The sequence below is a fragment of the Xanthomonas sp. WHRI 6108 genome (assembly GCF_040202385.2).
Classification (GTDB): Bacteria; Pseudomonadota; Gammaproteobacteria; order Xanthomonadales; family Xanthomonadaceae; genus Xanthomonas; species Xanthomonas arboricola.
Window position 1 is genome coordinate 2405205 of record NZ_CP168198.1, and the last position, 19245, is coordinate 2424449.

At 66.4% G+C, this 19245-nt stretch carries 2 protein-coding genes; both read right to left on the minus strand.

Annotation, left to right across the window (positions count from 1 at the left end):
• Positions 1 to 14: 14 nt before the first annotated feature.
• Positions 15 to 15992, minus strand: coding sequence for an amino acid adenylation domain-containing protein (locus tag ABQ039_RS10125; RefSeq protein WP_349777786.1), 15978 nt, complete (start codon positions 15990 to 15992; stop codon positions 15 to 17).
• A complete protein-coding gene (locus tag ABQ039_RS10130; protein WP_349777785.1) occupies positions 15985 to 19197 on the minus strand; it encodes an amino acid adenylation domain-containing protein in 3213 nt (1070 codons plus the stop codon). The genes ABQ039_RS10125 and ABQ039_RS10130 overlap by 8 nt, the downstream gene beginning before the upstream one ends.
• Between the last annotated feature and the right edge of the window lie 48 nt (positions 19198 to 19245).

The following is a 19245-nucleotide window of genomic DNA, read 5'->3' on the forward strand; positions in this document are numbered from 1 at the left end:
CTGCAGGCCGCATCTCACCACTCCATTTCGATGTGCGTTGCGTCCGTTACGGCACCGGAGAGGTTCTCGCTGCGGATACGCTGATCGCTCACCAGCCGTGCCAGCGAGCGAATATCGGGATTTTCGAAGAGACGTCGCAGCGGCAGTTCGATCCCGAACTCACGCTGCACATCGTTGATGACGCGCATCGCCAGAAGCGAATGACCGCCGAGCGCGAAAAAATCAGCGGTCGCGCTGACCCGCTCCAGATCCAGCGCCTGCGCCCAGATGCGCTCGAGCAGGCATTCAATCTCGCCTTCTGGCGCGCTCCAGGGCAACTCGGCAACGGACGGCGCCGGCAGACGTTTGCGATCGAGCTTGCCGTTGGCTGTCAGCGGCAGGCTCTCCAGGGGCACGTAGACCGACGGCTGCATGTACGTCGGCAAGCGCGACGTGGCCACCGCGCGAAGCGCCTCCTCCCAGCCCTCGCCCGAGACACCGCTTACCCAGGCCACCAGGCGTGCCGTAGCACCCTCCCCGTGCACCCCCACCGATATCTCGCGCACCTGCTCCCGCAGCACCGCCTCGATCTCGCCCGGCTCGATCCGGTAACCGCGCAGCTTTACCTGCCCGTCCATCCGGCCCAGGAATTCCAGCGCCCCGTCTGCTCGCCAGCGTACCCGGTCGCCGCTGCGATACATTCGCCCACCCGCCTCGAACGGATCCTCCAGGAACCGCTCTGCCGTGCGTGCCGCATCGTTCACGTAGCCGCGCGCCACGCCCGCACCGCCGATGTACAACTCGCCCGGCACCCCACGCGGCAACAACTGACCCGACGGCCCCAGCACGTAGAGCCGCGTATTGCTCATCGCTCGACCGATCGGCAGTGTGCCCTCGCCCGACAGCACTGCCTGGTCCAGCCGCTGCCATGTGCAGCCCACTACCGTCTCGGTCGGACCGTAGTGGTTCACCAGCCGCGCCTGCGGATACTTGGCCTGCAACGCACGCGCCAACGACGCCGGGAACGCCTCGCCGCCGATCACGAACGCATGCGCGCCTGCACGTGGCGATGCGTCGGCCAGCTGCAGCAGCCCCTGCACGTGCGAGGGCGTCAGCCGCAGCAGCCATGCTCCGTCTGCCTGCTCCAGCCGCCGCGCCAGCGCCGGCAACTCCTCTCCCGCCGGCAGCAGCTCCACGCACCCGCCTACCAGCAGCGGCACGTACAACGACGGCACCGTCAGGTCGAACGCGTGCGAACTCGCCACCAGCGATCCATCCAGCGCCTGGTCGTAGTAACTCTCGCGCGCGAATGCGCAATAGTCGGCCAGCCCGGCATGGAACACCTCCACCCCCTTGGGTTCGCCGGTCGAGCCGGAGGTGTACAGCACGTAGGCAATCGCATCATCGGCCAGCCTCGTCTCCAGCGGCTGCGCGGGGTACTCGCCAAGCCAGTCCGGATCGGTGCCGGCGCCGTCCAGATACAGCATGTCCACCCCGCCCAGCGAGGCTGGCGCCGAGCTGCTTTCGACCAGCACCACGCTGATGTTGGCGTCGGCGATGATCCGTGCCAGGCGTTCACTGCCCTGGCGCAGGTCCAGCGGCACATACGCAGCGCCGCTGGAGAGCACCGCCAGCAGCGCCACCGGCAGTGCCAGCCCGCGCTCCATGCAGATCCCAATGCGATCGCCTGGGCCAAGGCCCGCAGCCACCAGCCGATGTGCCAGGCGGTTGGACAAGCGCCCGAGTTCCGCATAGCTGAGCGTCGCTGCACCGGCACGCACCGCGGGCGCGTCCGCACACCCACGTACCACCTGCGCGATCGCCAGCGGCAGCGGTTGCCCGCGTCCCTGCGCACGATCCGGCCCTGTGCCCAGCGTCAGCAATTCGCTGCGCTCATCCGCATCGAGCAGGGTGTATTCGCTCAGCTTCCTGCTTGGATCGGCGGCGATCTGTGCCAGCAACGACACCCAAGCGTCGGCCATTCGTCGCACTCTTTCGGACGAAAACAGCTTCGGAGCAGCCAGCCAGTCAAGCAACAGGCCATCGTCGCACTCCTCGGCGCCGATCTGCAGGTCGAACTTCGCCAGTGCGGCTTCTTGCTCCTGCACGGTGATGGACAGCCCTGGCACGTGCAGATGCACGCGCTCGTTGTTGCGCATGTTGAACTGGATCTGGAACAGCGGCGCATGCAGCAGACTGCGAACCGGATTCAGCTCCTCGACCAGCATGTCGAACGGAACCTCGGCATGGCCATAGGCTTCCAGATCGGTGCTGCGCACCCGCGCCAGCGCGGTTTCAAAATCGGGGTCGCCGGACAGATCACTGCGTAACACCAGGGTGTTGACGAAAAAGCCAATCATCGGCTCCAACGCGACGTGGCCGCGCCCGGCTACCGGCGTCCCGATCGCCAGATCGGTGCCGGCGCCGAAGCCGGCCAGCACGGCCGCCAACGAGGTATGTAGCAGCATGAACAGACTCGCGTCGTGGCGTCTGGCCAAGTCGTGCAGCGCCTGCAGAGTTGTCACCTCGAGCCGCACGGCATAGCGTTCGCTGCCTCCAGCTGCAGCCACCGAGCGTGGCGCATCCAATACCAATGAATGGGTCGGCGGCAAATCCTCCAGCTGCCCGCGCCAATACCCCAGTTGGGTTTGCAGCGCCGGACCATCCAGGCGCTGCCGTTGCCAGGTGGCATAGTCCGCATACTGGACACGCAGCGGCGGCAGGTGCGCACCGGCGTAGATCGCCATGCATTCGCGCACGAGCACTGCGTAGGACCAACCGTCGAAGGCAATGTGATGTGCGGTCAGCCACAGCAGGTGCTCGTCGTCGGAGATCACCGCCAACCGTCCCCGCAGCATGTGATCCCGGCCCAGGTCGAACGGATGCGTCGCTTCCTCGGCAGCAATCGCCAGACAACGTCCGTCACGGATGGTCGGCTCCATCCCGCGCAGATCGTCGATCGCAAAGGGCAACCCATCGCTATCAGCGATCCGCTGTACAGGTTCTCCATCAATCTCGCCATAGGTCGTGCGCAGCACTTCGTGGCGAGAGACAACCGCGCGCAGTGCCGCATGCAGGCGCTCGACATCCAGACGACCGCGCAGGCGCAGGGAGCCGCTCATGCGATAGGCGTCGCTGCCTTGCAGGCGGTCGATGAACCACAGCCGCCGCTGTGAGTACGACATCGGCAAGCGTCCATCGCGTGGCGCCGGTTCAATCGACGTCGCCTCTGGCGGTGGCAGCGCAGCCGATTCGGTGTCCTGCGCATCCAGCCAGGCGGCGACCGCCGCAGGAGTTGCGCCTTCAAAAACCACGCGCACTGGAAGAGTCCGTCCCAATCGCGCCGCGACCGCGCTGGTCATCCGCATTGCCAGCAACGAATGACCACCGAGCTCGAAGAAGTTGTCCTCGACACCGACCCGTTCGACGCCAAGCAGCTGTTGCCAGATGTCCGTGAGCGTGCGCTCGGTGTCAGTGCTCGGCTCGACATGGCCACGGGTGACCTGGGTTTCCTGGCCGCAGTCCGGTAGCCGGCGGCGATCGATCTTGCCGTTGGCGGTCAGCGGCAGCCTGTCCAGGCGCACATAGGCAGATGGCAACATATGTGCGGGCAGCCGCACCGCTAGGTGGTCATGCCAGCCAATCGCCTCGTTTTCGGCGCTGGCGACGTACGCGACCAAGCGTGCGGCGCCAGCCGCGTCGCGACCCAGCAGCACCGCGGCTGCTTCAATGCCGGGCACGGCCGCCAGTGCGGCCTCGATCTCGCCTAGCTCGACCCGATGGCCACGCAGCTTGACCTGTTCGTCAGCGCGACCGAGGTATTCCAGGCGCCCGTCATCGCACCAGCGGCCCAGATCGCCGCTTCGGTAGAAACGCCCGCCGTGCAGTTCGACGAAGCGTTCGGCGGTTAGCTCGGGGCGCCGCCAATAGCCCCGAGCCAGGGCCGCGCCGCCGATGTGGATCTGGCCGCGCACGCCAACTGGCACCGGTGCACCGAAGGCGTCCAATACACGAACCTGCACGTTGGCCAGTGGCCGGCCGATATGCGGAGCGACCGCAGACTCGATCCGCGCGCAGCTGCTATCCACCGTGCATTCGGTCGGGCCATAGACGTTCAGCGCCAGCGCATCCAGCGCCGCCAGCGCCCGCCATAGCCGCGGTGCGATCGCTTCGCCGCCGACCAGCCATGTCCGGGGTCCTCCCTCCTTCACGTCGGGCAAGCCATGCACCAGCAGGGCCTCCAGTTGCGCAGGAGTGGTATCGCAGACATCGATGCGTTCGTCGCGCAGGAACGCGCGCAACGCCTCTGCGTCGCGGCGGACCGCTGTCGGCACCACCACCACGCAGCGCCCGGATAGCCACTGCACGATGCCCTGCAGCGAGGCATCGAAGGACACGCCGGCATTGAGGGTGACCCTCGCCGTTGCCGGACAGGCTGGTGCGAGCCACGTCTCCAGTGCCTGCCACAGATTGACCACGCTGGCGTGCTCGACCATCACCCCCTTGGGCTGGCCGGTCGAGCCGGAGGTATAGATCACGTAGGCCAGATGCTGCGGCCGCAGCCCCGGCACCTGCGGGTTGTCCTCGCTTGCCGGTTCGTCCGACGCGATCGCCAACTGCGGGCAAGCGGCCGGCCCGGCGACGCCGATCGCATCGACCAGCAATGCCGCCGGTGCACTGTCGGTCAGCATGTAGTCCTGGCGCGCCTGTGGGTAAGCAGGATCGATCGGCACGTAGCCGGCACCGCTTTTGAGGATGCCCAGCAAACCAATCAACAGCTCCAGCCCGCGCTCGGCCCGGATCGCGACGCGGTCGTCCGGCTTGACCCCCAGAGCCAGCAACCGGTGCGCGACCCGGTTCGCCGCCCGGTTCAGCCCCGCGTAGCTCAAGCTGCGTCCTTCAAAGCGCAGCGCCTCGGCCTGCGGTGTGCGCCGTACCTGCGCCTCGAACAGGGCCGGCAGGGTCAATGCCGGCCACGACCATGCAGCATCGGGTAGGCTCCAGGCCTGCAACTGGGCCAGCTCCTGTTCTGGCAGCCACGGCAGCTGCGCCACCGCGCAGTCTTCGGTGGTCGCCATTGCCTGCAGCAGCCGCTGCAGATAGCCGGCCCAACGCTGGATCGTTGCCGCGTCGAACAGGTCGGTGGCGTATTCGAGCTCGCCAGTCAGTGCGCCGGCGTGTTCGTTCAACGCCAGCGACAGGTCGAACTGGGTCGTGGTGCGCGGTTGTGGCTGCGGTTGCAGACGCACCCCTGGCAAGGACAGCTCACGTGCGCCCGGCGTGTTGTTCAGCGCCAGCATCGTCTGGAACACCGGGCTGTGGCCCAGGCTGCGCTCCGGCCGCACGTGCTCGACCACCTGGTCGAACGGCAGTTGCTGATGCGCAAACGCGTCCAGCGCTTGCGCCTTCACCTGCATCAACAGCGTCGCCGCATCCGCCATGCCGTCCACCGGCACCCGCAGCGCCAGCGTGTTTACGAAAAAGCCCGCCAGCCCCTCAAGCTCCGCACGTGGGCGGTTTGCCACAGGCGTGCCGATCACCACCTCCTCCTGCCCACCCAGCCGTGACAGCAACGCTGCCCAGCCGGCCGTCAAGGCCATGAACAAGGTCGCTCCGTGGCGCGAGGACCAGCTGCGCAGTGCCTGGACCAGCTCAGGCTCCAGGCGTAGCGGCAGACTCGCACCGCGATAGCTTTGCACCGGCGGACGCGGACGATCGGTCGGCAGTTCCAGCAGCGACGGCGCGCCAGACAAGGTCTGCTTCCAGTGATCGATCTGACGCTGCCAGACCTCACCAGCGAGCTGGCTGTGCTGCCAGGCCGCATAGTCGGCATATTGCAACGCCAGCGCTGGCAAGGGATTGGCCGCACCCTCGGCAAAGGCGCGGTACAACACCCCCAGCTCGCCGACCAGCACCCCCACCGACCAGCCGTCAGAAATGATGTGGTGCTGGGTTAGCAGCAACACATGGGTGTGCGCGTCCAGACGCAACAGGCGACCACGCACCAGCGGGCCGGCGGCAAGATCGAATGGTGCGGTAGCGGCCTCACGGGCGTGGGTGGCCACCGCCTCCGCGCGCTCATCGGCCGGCAGCAGCGACACATCTAGCTCACGTAGCGCAAAGCCGCGATCGGCCGGATCGATCACCTGCTCGGGCTCGCCATCGCGCGCCAGGAAACGGGTGCGCAAGCTCTCATGCCGCGCCACCAGCGCATCGAGCGCGGCGCGTAATACTGCAACGTCAAGCTCGCCTTCCAGGCGCAGCGACACCGGCATGTGGTAAGCCACACCGGCGGCGCCGTCGAGCTGGGAAAGGAACCACAGCCGACGCTGAGCCAGCGATGGCGGCAACGGGCGCGAACGGTCGACCACCGCGATCGGCGCCGTGTCGGCGTCATCGGCTGCATCCAGGTACCGCGCCAACGAACGTGGCGATGGGTGCGCAAAGAGTTCACGCAACGGAACTTCCCGGTGGAACGCGGCACGCAAGCGCGCGACCGCCTGGACCGCGGTCAGTGAATGACCACCCAGGACGAAAAAGTCATCGTCACGGCCGATCATTTCGATCTTGAGCAGTTCGCTCCAGATGGCTGCAATGCGCTGCTCGCATGCGCCCTGCGGCTGCTCGTGGAGGGTGGCGTCCCGGGAGCGTTCCGGCGCCGGCAGGCGTTTGCGATCGAGCTTGCCGTTGGCTGTCAGCGGCAGACTCTCCAGGGGTACGTAGACCGACGGCTGCATGTACGTCGGCAAGCGCGACGTGGCAACCGCGCGAAGCGCCTCTTCCCAGCCCTCGCCCGAGACACCGCTTACCCAGGCCACCAGGCGTGCCGTAGCACCCTCCCCGTGCACCCCCACCGATATCTCGCGCACCTGCTCCCGCAGCACCGCCTCGATCTCGCCCGGCTCGATCCGGTAACCGCGCAGCTTTACCTGCCCGTCCATCCGGCCCAGGAATTCCAGCGCCCCGTCCGCTCGCCAGCGTACCCGGTCGCCGCTGCGATACATTCGCCCACCCGCCTCGAACGGGTCCTCCAGGAACCGCTCTGCCGTGCGTGCCGCATCGTTCACGTAGCCGCGCGCCACGCCCGCACCGCCGATGTACAACTCGCCCGGCACCCCACGCGGCAACAACTGACCCGACGGCCCCAGCACGTAGAGCCGCGTATTGCTCATCGCTCGACCGATCGGCAGTGTGCCCTCGCCCGACAGCACTGCCTGGTCCAGCCGCTGCCATGTGCAGCCCACTACCGTCTCGGTCGGACCGTAGTGGTTCACCAGCCGCGCCTGCGGATACTTGGCCTGCAACGCACGCGCCAGCGACGCCGGGAACGCCTCGCCGCCGATCACGAACGCATGCGCGCCTGCACGTGGCGATGCGTCGGCCAGCTGCAGCAGCCCCTGCACGTGCGAGGGCGTCAGCCGCAGCAGCCATGCTCCGTCTGCCTGCTCCAGCCGCCGCGCCAGCGCCGGCAACTCCTCTCCCGCCGGCAGCAGCTCCACGCACCCGCCTACCAGCAGCGGCACGTACAACGACGGCACCGTCAGGTCGAACGCGTGCGAACTCGCCACCAGCGATCCATCCAGCGCCTGGTCGTAGTAACTCTCGCGCGCGAATGCGCAATAGTCGGCCAGCCCGGCATGGAACACCTCCACCCCCTTGGGTTCGCCGGTCGAGCCGGAGGTGTACAGCACGTAGGCAATCGCATCATCGGCCAGCCCCGTCTCCAGCGGCTGCGCGGGGTACTCGCCAAGCCAGTCCGGATCGGTGCCGGCGCCGTCCAGATACAGCATGTCCACCCCGCCCAGCGAGGCTGGCGCCGAGCTGTTTTCGACCAGCACCACGCTGATGTTGGCGTCGGCGATGATCCGTGCCAGGCGTTCACTGCCCTGGCGCAGGTCCAGCGGCACATACGCAGCGCCGCTGGAGAGCACCGCCAGCAGCGCCACCGGCAGTGCCAGCCCGCGCTCCATGCAGATCCCAACGCGATCGCCTGGGCCAAGGCCCTGTTCACGCAACGCGTGGGCCAGGCGGTTAGCGTGCGCGGCCAGGGTCGCGTAGTCGGTGCTCGCCCCGCTCTCGGTCGCGCGTAGTGCAATCGCCTGCGGGCTCCGCGCAGCCTGGGCCTGGAACGCGTCGATGAGGCCATGCGCGCGCGTGCGCGCCTGTGACCTGCCGCGGCCCAGCGCCAGCAACTGTTCGCGCTCCTGCGCGTCGATCAGCGCCAGCGAGTCGATCCGCTGCTGCGGATCGGATAGCAGTGCCGCAGCCAACGCCTCGACGACGCGAACCAGATGCCCGGCCAGCGCCGGGCCGTCGATATCACCGATGCTCAGCGAGGTCAGGCCGAAGCCGGTTCCGTCATCGTCCACCGACATCGTCAGTGGATAGTTGTTCCGCGCTTGAGCGCCGCCAACCCGTATGCCCTCGCCCAGCGATGAAACAGCATCGGCATCGGTCTGGCTGCTGTGCTGACGATAGTTCAACAGCACGGTAAACAGCGGTATACCCGCCGCGACCGCACTGCAGCGCTGAGCCAAGGCAAGCGAGGCATGTTCGTGAGCGAGCAGTTCGGCTAGACGCAACCGGGTTTCGTCGAGCGCCTCGGCGACGCCGCGTCCGGCCAGATCCAAACGCAGCGGCAAGGTGTTGATGAACATGCCAACGGTGCGCCCTGCCTGGGCCATCCCCTGCAGGCGACCGGTCAGCACTGTGCCAAAAACTACGTCGCTGCGGCTGGCATGCTCGGACAGCACGCGCGCCCATGCTGCATGAAACAGAACCGATGGCGCCGTGCCCCCGGCCGTGGCAGCGCGACGGATCAGCGCGACGACGTCGTCCTCGAGGCGCAGGACCGACTGGCGGATCGCGGCGCCGTCATGGCGCACGTCGACGATACCGCCGATTGCGGTGGTTTCATCGACGCTGCCCAGGCGTTCGCGGAAATACGCCTCGTGCACGCTGTCGTGGACAGCGCCAGTGCGGGCGATAAAGTCGCGATAGGGCGCCGGCGGCGGCAATGCCGACGCATCGGTGAGCAACAAGTTGTGCACCTCATCCAAGATCACTCCCATGGCCACCGCATCAGACACGATGTGGTGCCACAGCACGGTCAGGATCAAACCGTCGTCGCCGGTATCGGCATGACGCCACAGTTGCAGCAACGGCGCGGCGCTCAGGTTCATGCGTACGGCGCCTGGAACGCCGTCGAACACGGGCAGCGACACCTCGCGCAACACGACCTGCACAGGCCGTTCCAGTGCCTGCCAGAACAAGGCCGTGCGCAGCACGTCGTGGCGTGCGACCACCGTCTTCAGCGCGTCGATGAAGCGCTCCATGCGCACGATGCCATCGAATTCCAGACTTACCCGCAGGACGTAGGGGTCGGCCGCGTCCTCGGCGTGCAGCAGATGATGAAACAGGATGCCATCCTGCAAAGGCGCAAGCGGATAGATATCCTGCACATTGGCCACGCCGCCCGGGACCGTGTCGATAATGCGGTCGATCGAAGCCTGAGACAGCGCTACCAGCGGCAGCAGGTCAGGGGTGATCGCGGTACGACCCGGCTCGATCAGGTTCGGTGGCACTGGCTGCGTAGTCCCGCGCGATACCTGTGCGGCGAGATCGGCCAATACCGGCGATAGGAACAGATCGCGAACGGGGAGCTCGATGCCCTCGCCTGCCAGGCGCTCGATCATGGTGATCGCCAGCAGTGAGTGACCGCCAAGCTCAAAGAAATTGTCACGGCGACCGACTTGCTCCAAGCCGAAAAGCCCGGCCCAAACCCGCGCGATCGCAGATTCGACCGCGCCTACCGGCAATTCGTGTTCGGAGTTCGTCCTGGCAGAAGCGTTCGGCACCGGCAGCGCGGCACGGTCGATCTTGCCTGACCGGGTCAGCGGAAAGTTTTCCAGCAAGACGTAGCAGGAAGGCAACATATAAGCAGCGAGCTTTTCGGAAAGCGCCGAATGAAGCATCTGCTCTGATGGCGCGTTGGCCTCCGCGGCAACTACATAAGCAACCAGTCGGCTCGCGCCAGACGCATCGTCATGCAGCAGCACGAGCGCGTCGGCGACTCCGTCGCAGCGGCGTAACGCGTACTCGATCTCACCAGGCTCGATGCGGAAGCCACGGAGTTTGATCTGCGCATCGCGGCGGCCTGCATAAGCGATGTTGCCATCGCCCAGCCAGCAACCGAGGTCGCCGGTGCGGTACAGGCGCGCGTCGCCGGCTGCGTCCTGATCATGCACAAAGCGCTCTGCAGTCAGCGTAGGCTGCCCGAGATATCCACGTGCAACTTGCACGCCGCCAATATGGATCTCACCAATCACGCCCTGCGGCACCGGAGCACCGCAAGAATCGAGAATGCTGATCTTGAGGCCTCGCAGCGGACGTCCTATGGGCACCTGGCTTTCGCACTGGGGCACGCTTTCCAGGGCGATGGACGTCGCATACACGGTCGCTTCGGTCGGCCCGTAAGTATTCAGTACGGTGGCGTACCGCGCGGAAGGGTGCGCGAACCAGCCCGCCAGCGCACCGCGTTCAAGCTTTTCGCCACCGACCACGACCAAACGTACCTGCTCTGGCAGGGCAGGACGGCGTTGCGGAGCCTGCTGCGCCCAGACGTGGAAAAACGCGGTCGGCAAATCGAGGATGGCGATACGTTCGACGGCGAGGAGTTCCACAAAGTGCGTGTCGGGCGACACCATCCAGGAAGGCCGTACGACTACCGTTGCCCCGGACACCAACGCCGGAAAGATTTCCTCAATCGAGGTATCGAACGAACACGAGGCGAAGTGCAGCACGCGATCGCCCGGCTGAAGACGACAGCTTGTCGCATGCGTGCGCACAAACGCAGCGACGCTGGCGTGCTCGACCATCACCCCCTTGGGCTGGCCGGTCGAGCCGGAGGTATAGATCACGTAGGCCAGATGCTGCGGCCCCAGCGTCGGCACCTGCGGGTTGTCCTCGCTTGCCGGTTCGTCCGACGCGATCGCCAACTGCGGGCAAGCGGCCGGCCCGGCGACGCCGATCGCATCGACCAGCAATGCCGCCGGTGCACTGTCGGTCAGCATGTAGTCCTGGCGCGCCTGTGGGTAAGCAGGATCGATCGGCACGTAGCCGGCACCGCTTTTGAGGATGCCCAGCAAACCAATCAACAGCTCCAGCCCGCGCTCGGCCCGGATCGCGACGCGGTCGTCCGGCTTGACCCCCAGGGCCAGCAACCGGTGCGCGACCCGGTTCGCCGCCCGGTTCAGCCCCGCGTAGCTCAAGCTGCGTCCTTCAAAGCGCAGCGCCTCGGCCTGCGGTGTGCGCCGTACCTGCGCCTCGAACAGGGCCGGCAGGGTCAATGCCGGCCACGACCATGCAGCATCGGGTAGGCTCCAGGCCTGCAACTGGGCCAGCTCCTGTTCTGGCAGCCACGGCAGCTGCGCCACCGCGCAGTCCTCGGTGGTCGCCATTGCCTGCAGCAGCCGCTGCAGATAGCCGGCCCAACGCTGGATCGTTGCCGCGTCGAACAGGTCGGTGGCGTATTCGAGCTCGCCAGTCAGTACGCCGGCGTGTTCGTTCAACGCCAGCGACAGGTCGAACTGGGTCGTGGTGCGCGGTTGTGGCTGCGGTTGCAGACGCACCCCTGGCAAGGACAGCTCACGTGCACCCGGCGTGTTGTTCAGCGCCAGCATCGTCTGGAACACCGGGCTGTGGCCCAGGCTGCGCTCCGGCCGCACGTGCTCGACCACTTGGTCGAACGGCAGTTGCTGATGCGCAAACGCGTCCAGCGCTTGCGCCTTCACCTGCATCAACAGCGTCGCCGCATCCGCCATGCCGTCCACCGGCACCCGCAGCGCCAGCGTGTTTACGAAAAAGCCCGCCAGCCCCTCAAGCTCCGCACGTGGGCGGTTTGCCACAGGCGTGCCGATCACCACCTCCTCCTGCCCACCCAGCCGTGACAGCAACGCTGCCCAGCCGGCCGTCAAGGCCATGAACAAGGTCGCTCCGTGGCGCGAGGACCAGCTGCGCAGTGCCTGGACCAGCTCAGGCTCCAGGCGTAGCGGCAGACTCGCACCGCGATAGCTTTGCACCGGCGGACGCGGACGATCGGTCGGCAGTTCCAGCAGCGACGGCGCGCCAGACAAGGTCTGCTTCCAGTGATCGATCTGACGCTGCCAGGCCTCACCAGCGAGCTGGCTGTGCTGCCAGGCCGCATAGTCGGCATATTGCAACGCCAGCGCTGGCAAGGGATTGGCCGCACCCTCGGCAAAGGCGCGGTACAACACCCCCAGCTCGCCGACCAGCACCCCTACCGACCAGCCGTCAGAAATGATGTGGTGCTGGGTCAGCAGCAACACATGGGTGTGCGCGTCCAGGCGCAACAGGCGACCACGCACCAGCGGGCCGGCGGCAAGATCGAATGGTGCGGTAGCGGCCTCACGGGCATGGGCGGCCACCGCCTCCGCGCGCTCATCGGCCGGCAGCAGCGACACATCGAGCTCACGTAGCGCAAAGCCGCGATCGGCCGGATCGATCACCTGCTCGGGCTCGCCATCGCGCGCCAGGAAACGGGTGCGCAAGCTCTCATGCCGCGCCACCAGCGCATCGAGCGCGGCGCGTAATACTGCAACGTCAAGCTCGCCTTCCAGGCGCAGCGACACCGGCATGTGGTAAGCCACACCGGCGGCGCCGTCGAGCTGGGAAAGGAACCACAGCCGACGCTGGGCCAGCGATGGCGGCAACGGGCGCGAACGGTCGACCACCGCGATCGGCGCCGTATCCTCAGCGTCAGCTTGTTGTAGATAGCCCGCCATGCGCACGATGCTTGGATGACTGAACACCGCGCTGACCGGTACCTGCCGCTGCAACTGGGCCGCCACCCGTGAGGCCAGCCGCGCTGCCAGCAGCGAGTGCCCACCCAACTCGAAGAAGTTGTCGTGGATGCCGACCCGCTCCACCTGCAAGATCGCCCGCCAGATCGAGGCCAGGGTACGTTCGGTTTCGTTCCGGGGGGCCTGATAGTCGCCCACCGCCAGCGACGCGGCGTCCGGCTCCGGCAATGCGCGGCGGTCCAGCTTGCCGTTGGCCGTCAGCGGCAGCGCCTCCAGCGACACCAACGCCGAAGGCACCATGTAGTCCGGCAACTGTGTAGACAGTGTCTGCCGCCAGTCCGACACACGGCCCTGGCCGCCCACGACATAGCCCACCAGACGACGGCCGCCCTGTTCGGTCTGCCCAACCGCCACCACCGCCTCGCGCACGCCCGGCAGCCGCTGCAGCGCCGCCTCGATCTCGCCCAGCTCGATCCGGAAACCGCGCAGCTTCACCTGGCCGTCGTTGCGACCGGCAAACACGATGGTCCCATCCGCACGCCAGCGCCCCAGGTCCCCGCTTCGGTAGTAGCGCCCCGGGCCGCCCAGCGGATCGGCCACGAACCTCGCAGCACTGAGCTCGGGCTGGTTCAGATACCCGCGCGCCACTCCCGCCCCGCCGATGTACAGCTCCCCGATCACGCCTACCGGCACCGCACGCCCCTGCCCGTCCACGATCCGGATCGTCGTGTTGCCGATCGGGCGACCGATCGGAATCGCATGCCCCGCCAGGTCTGCCAGGACGATCTCGTGGGTGGTGGCGAACGTCGTCGTCTCGGTCGGACCGTAGCCGTTGATCAGCCGCCGCGGGCGCTGCGACCGCGACAGCAGTCGTCCCACCGTGTGCACGTCCAGCGCGTCGCCTCCGATCAGCAACTGGTCCAGCTGCCCGAACGCGACTTCCAGGGCGTCCACGTAGGCGTTGAACAGTCCCACCGTCAGCCACATCGCACTGACCTCGAACCGCGCCAGTGCCGCCGACAGTGCCGCCGGTTCCAGCACTGTCGCAGGATCGATTACCGCCACCCGGGCACCGTTCAACAACGGTGCCCACAGCTCCCAGGTCGAGGCGTCGAAGGCCGGGTTGGCGCAGTGCGCCACCACGTCGTGATCGCCCAGCGGCGCAAACCCGCCGTTGACCGCCAGCCGCAGCACCGCGCCCTGCTCGACCATCACCCCTTTCGGTGTCCCGGTCGAACCGGAGGTATACATCACATAGGCCAGATCGCTGGCCTGGCCTGCCACCACCGGCGCCGTATCCGGATAGCGGGCCCACGCCGATGGCGCCAGCGGCAGGGTTGCTTGGAACCCTGCGCCTTCCAGCGCCCGGTCGGACAGCACCACCGTCGCACCGCTATCGGCCACCAGGTCAGCCAGGCGGCCGATCGGTTGCTCGGGATCCAGCGGCACATAAGCCGCCCCGGCCTTGAGCACGCCCAGGAGCGCGACCACCAGATCCAGGCTGCGGGTGGCGATCAGCGCAACGCGCTGCTCGCGATCCACCCCATGCGCACGCAAGCCGTGGGCCAGACGATTGGCGCGCGCATCGAGCTCGGCATAGCTGAGCGCGTGATCAGCATCGCATAGCGCGATCGCCTCGCCGCGACGGGCTGCGCAGGCGGCAAACACCTCGGCGATGGTGGACTGGGCCGGATACGCACGGGCGGTGGCGTTGAAGCCGTGGACCAGTTGCTCGCGCTCGCGCTCGGACAGCATCGGCAACGCCGCCACCGGCTGCCCTTCGGCGTCGGGCAGTGCCTGCAGCAGCCGCTGCAGATAGCCGGCCCAACGCTGGATCGTTGCCGCGTCGAACAGGTCGGTGGCGTATTCGAGCTCGCCAGTCAGTGCGCCGGCGTGTTCGTTCAACGCCAGCGACAGGTCGAACTGGGTCGTGGTGCGCGGTTGTGGCTGCGGTTGCAGACGCACCCCTGGCAAGGACAGCTCACGTGCGCCCGGCGTGTTGTTCAGCGCAAGCATCGTCTGGAACACCGGGCTGTGGCCCAGGCTGCGCTCCGGCCGCACGTGCTCGACCACCTGGTCGAACGGCAGTTGCTGATGCGCAAACGCGTCCAGCGCTTGCGCCTTCACCTGCATCAACAGCGTCGCCGCATCCGCCATGCCGTCCACCGGCACCCGCAGCGCCAGCGTGTTTACGAAAAAGCCCGCCAGCCCCTCAAGCTCCGCACGTGGGCGGTTTGCCACAGGCGTGCCGATCACCACCTCCTCCTGCCCACCCAGCCGTGACAGCAACGCTGCCCAGCCGGCCGTCAAGGCCATGAACAAGGTCGCTCCGTGGCGCGAGGACCAGCTGCGCAGTGCCTGGACCAGCTCAGGCTCCAGGCGTAGCGGCAGACTCGCACCGCGATAGCTTTGCACCGGCGGACGCGGACGATCGGTCGGCAGTTCCAGCAGCGACGGCGCGCCAGACAAGGTCTGCTTCCAGTGATCGATCTGACGCTGCCAGGCCTCACCGGCGAGCTGGCTGTGCTGCCAGGCCGCATAGTCGGCATATTGCAACGCCAGCGCTGGCAAGGGATTGGCCGCACCCTCGGCAAAGGCGCGGTACAACACCCCCAGCTCGCCGACCAGCACCCCTACCGACCAGCCGTCAGAAATGATGTGGTGCTGGGTCAGCAGCAACACATGGGTGTGCGCGTCCAGACGCAACAGGCGACCACGCACCAGCGGGCCGGCGGCAAGATCGAATGGTGCGGCAGCGGCCTCACGGGCGTGGGCGGCCACCGCCTCCGCGCGCTCATCGGCCGGCAGCAGCGACACATCGAGCTCACGTAGCGCAAAGCCGCGATCGGCCGGATCGATCACCTGCTCGGGCTCGCCATCGCGCGCCAGGAAACGGGTACGCAAGCTCTCATGCCGCGCCACCAGCGCATCAAGCGCGGTGCGTAATACTGCAACGTCAAGCTCGCCTTCCAGGCGCAGCGACACCGGCATGTGGTAAGCGGCCGAGGCGGTGGCGTCGAGTTGGCATAGGAACCACAGTCGGCGCTGGGCCAACGACAATGGCAGCTCCGCATCACGCGGCCTCGCAACGATCGCGTCGTCGTCCGCATCGCGCGTGCGCGTCGCACGGCGCGTGCGGTTAAGCAGGATTGCCTGCATAAGACGCTGGCGCTCGTCGAGGGACTCAGTCATCGATTGCTTCCTTGCTTAGTATCTCCCTGAGCTCATCCTCGCTGAGCCCATCCAGCTCGGCGAGCATCGACTGCATGTCCTGGCTCGCCAATGCCGCAGCCTGCGCCACGGCGACTCGTTCAGCCATGTATCTCAGTTCCGGGGCGTCGAACAACTCCGCCAGGGGCACCGTAACGCCGAACTCGCTTCGCAGGCGTGCAGTCAGTTGCATTGCCAGCAGCGAGTGACCGCCGAGATCAAAGAAATTGTCGTCGCGACCAATGCGGGAGACCCCAAGTAGTTCCCCCCAGATCTGAACAATCTGCTGTTCGATCTCGCCGGTGGGTGCGCGATAGGCGCGGTCGCTGGAAAATTCCGGTATCGGCAACGCGGCGCGATCGATCTTTCCATTTGGAGTCAGTGGCAGCCGCTCCAGCGGGACGAACCCCGCCGGCACCATGTGCGCCGGCAGCGACACGGCCAACGCGTCGCGCAACGAGTGCGGCGTCACGTGAACCTGCGGGCTCACGACAACATAGGCAACCAGCCGCTGGTTTCCGGTCGCATCGCCGCAGGCGACCACCACGGTGGCCTCGACGCCGTCGAGGCACAGCAGCGCCGTCTCGATCTCCCCGAGCTCGATCCGGAAGCCGCGAATCTTGACCTGGTGGTCGGTGCGGCCGCGGTACTCGATATTCCCGTCGGCAGTCCAGCAGCCGAGATCGCCAGTCCGATACCAGCGGCCGCCCTCGACAAAGGGATCGCTGCCGAAGCGCTCTTCCGTTAGATCGGGACGGCCGAGATAGCCGCGCGCCACGCCTGCGCCTCCGATATAGATCTCGCCCTGCACTCCAATCGGCAGCGCTTGTTCAGCGCGATCGACGATGTAAATCCGGGTGTTGTCGATCGGGCGTCCGATATGGGCTGCAAATGCGTCGCCGCGCCCGATCCGCACGCCCGTCGAATAGGTGGTGGTCTCGGTGGGTCCATACAGGTTATGCACCGTCTGCGCTGAGGAACCGGCAAAGATGCGCTCCACCAGTTCGGCACGCAGTGGCTCGCCGGCCACATTGACCCGCCGTACCGATGCCGGCACTGCTCGGGCGTGCAGCAGCGCCGACATCCCCGAGGGCACCGTATTGATCAAACTGACCGGGCCGCACGGCGCTTCGAGCACATCGCGGACGATCTCCAACGTACCGCCCGCTGCCAAGGTCGCGAAGATTTCATAGACCGCCAGATCAAAGCTGATCGAGGTCGCGAACAAGGTGTGCGCGAACGCGTCCGTTCCACCATCGCGCAGTGCCCAGGCGATGAAGTTGCAAGCATTGGCATGTTCGATCATCACGCCCTTCGGCGTTCCAGTCGAACCGGAGGTATAGATGACGTACGCCAATCCATTGGGAGGCACGTGCGGTAATGGCCACGGCACTTCCTGCGCTAATGTCGCATCGTCGATGTCCAGCGCTGCCAGGTTTGCCGGCAGCGCAGCGGCCAGCGCCGCAGTGACAATGCACACGCGTGCACCGCAGCTACCCAGGATGGCGGCTATACGCTCTTGCGGGTAGGTAGGGTCAAGCGGCACATAGGCAGCCCCCACCTTCAGCGTCCCCAACACTGCAATAATCAGCCCAGGCCCACGGGGCAGCTGGATTGCGACACACTCCTGGGCACCCACTCCAATGCGTTGCAGGCGCGCAGCGACGGCGTCAGAGCGTCGGTCCAACTCGCTGTAGCTCAGGGTCTGCGCACCTGATCGCAAGGCGATCGCCTCAGGAAACGTGCGGGCGCTGCGCTGGAACCAGCCATGCAAGGTCTCAGGGCCTTGCTGGTCGACGCGCGTTGCATTGAAGGCCTCCAGCACCTGGATGCGCTCGTCGGCGCTCAGCAACGGCAATGTCCGTACCTGTGCGCCCGGATCGGCGAGCATTGCCTGCAGCACAGTTTCGAAATTAGCCGTCATCCGCGCGATAGCGCCGGCATCGACGCGAGTCTCATCGTGTATGAAATCGCAGCGCACCCCATGTTCGAACTCGATCGCATGGACTGCCAGCGCCATCCTGTCCAGCGCAACACGTTGCTGGATCGGGAATGCACTCAGCGCAACCTCGCCCCACCGCGTGATTGTCTCGCCCTCACGGCGAGGATTCCATAACTCGGTCAGCGGGCCTGATTCGCGCGCATTCTGGAAAACCAGACTGGCATCGAAGGGGGTGCCACCCAACTCGAGACGACGGATCAGGGTGGAGATTGGATAGTCCTGGTGACGTACGCTTCCGCGCACCGCCGCGCGCGCGCGCTCAACAACGTCTGCTACACGACTGTCATCGCCGAACCACGCACGCAACGTGACCATGTTGACGAAATCACCGACCACACCACGCCACGCAGCTCTACTGCGACAAGGCATCGGCGCGCCGACCGAAATCGTGGAATGGCCGCTATAGCGGTGCAACAGGATTTGCAACGCGGCCAGCAGCACACTGAACAGGCTGGCATCGTGATCGGCGGCGAAGCAGCGCAAGCGTTGGCACAGTTCGCGACTCAGCAATAGCGTGTGCGCCCGCTGCACACCGCCACCGCCACCGCCAACATCGGCTGCGGGCAATTCAAGAGGAGACTGCGGCCGACCCACTATGTCACGCCAATAGGCCAGTTGACGTTCGCACGCCGGACCTTGCAGCCATTGCTCCTGCCAGTTTACGTACGCGCTGTAATCGTGCTCGTCCGCACCTATCTTGCCGATCGTCTCGACGTCGGAGCCCAACGCAGCAGATAGCTCACCGAGTAGTCGCCAATATGACCAGCCATCGCAGATGAGGTGATCCAGTGCCAACAGTAGAACCGCACCGCCCGCACAGCGGCGATAGAGGCAGGCACGCAGCAGCAATTGCTCGTCTTCAAAAGCGCGCCAGGCATCCTCGCTCACACGCCGCTGCAGCGTTTCCAGATCCATCTCGCGCGCGTCGAATTTCTCCAGGATTTCTCCACGAGGCTCAGTGATTGTTTGCTCAACATGACCCTCCTGATGACTGCAAAAACGTGCGCGCAACATTGGATGACGCGCAACCAACGCATCGATCGCCGTCGCTAGCCGACCTGCGATCGTGTCGGTATCAAGCGCTACCACGAATACATTGTTGTGATCACCGCGGGAAGCGGGATTCAACTGATACTGAAACCAGCGCGCCTGTTGGCCTTGTGAAAGAGGGAAACGTCGAGACATCCTTGTATTCCTTTCACGCTGTAATCCCCGCCCGCCCCGACTCGTCCC

What these genes read in the sequence shown, in the direction of transcription:
- ABQ039_RS10125 (WP_349777786.1), bottom strand. Translation starts at nt 15,992, where the DNA reads ATGACTGAGTCCCTCGACGAGCGCCAGCGTCTTATGCAGGCAATCCTG.
- ABQ039_RS10130 (WP_349777785.1), bottom strand. Translation starts at nt 19,197, where the DNA reads ATGTCTCGACGTTTCCCTCTTTCACAAGGCCAACAGGCGCGCTGGTTT.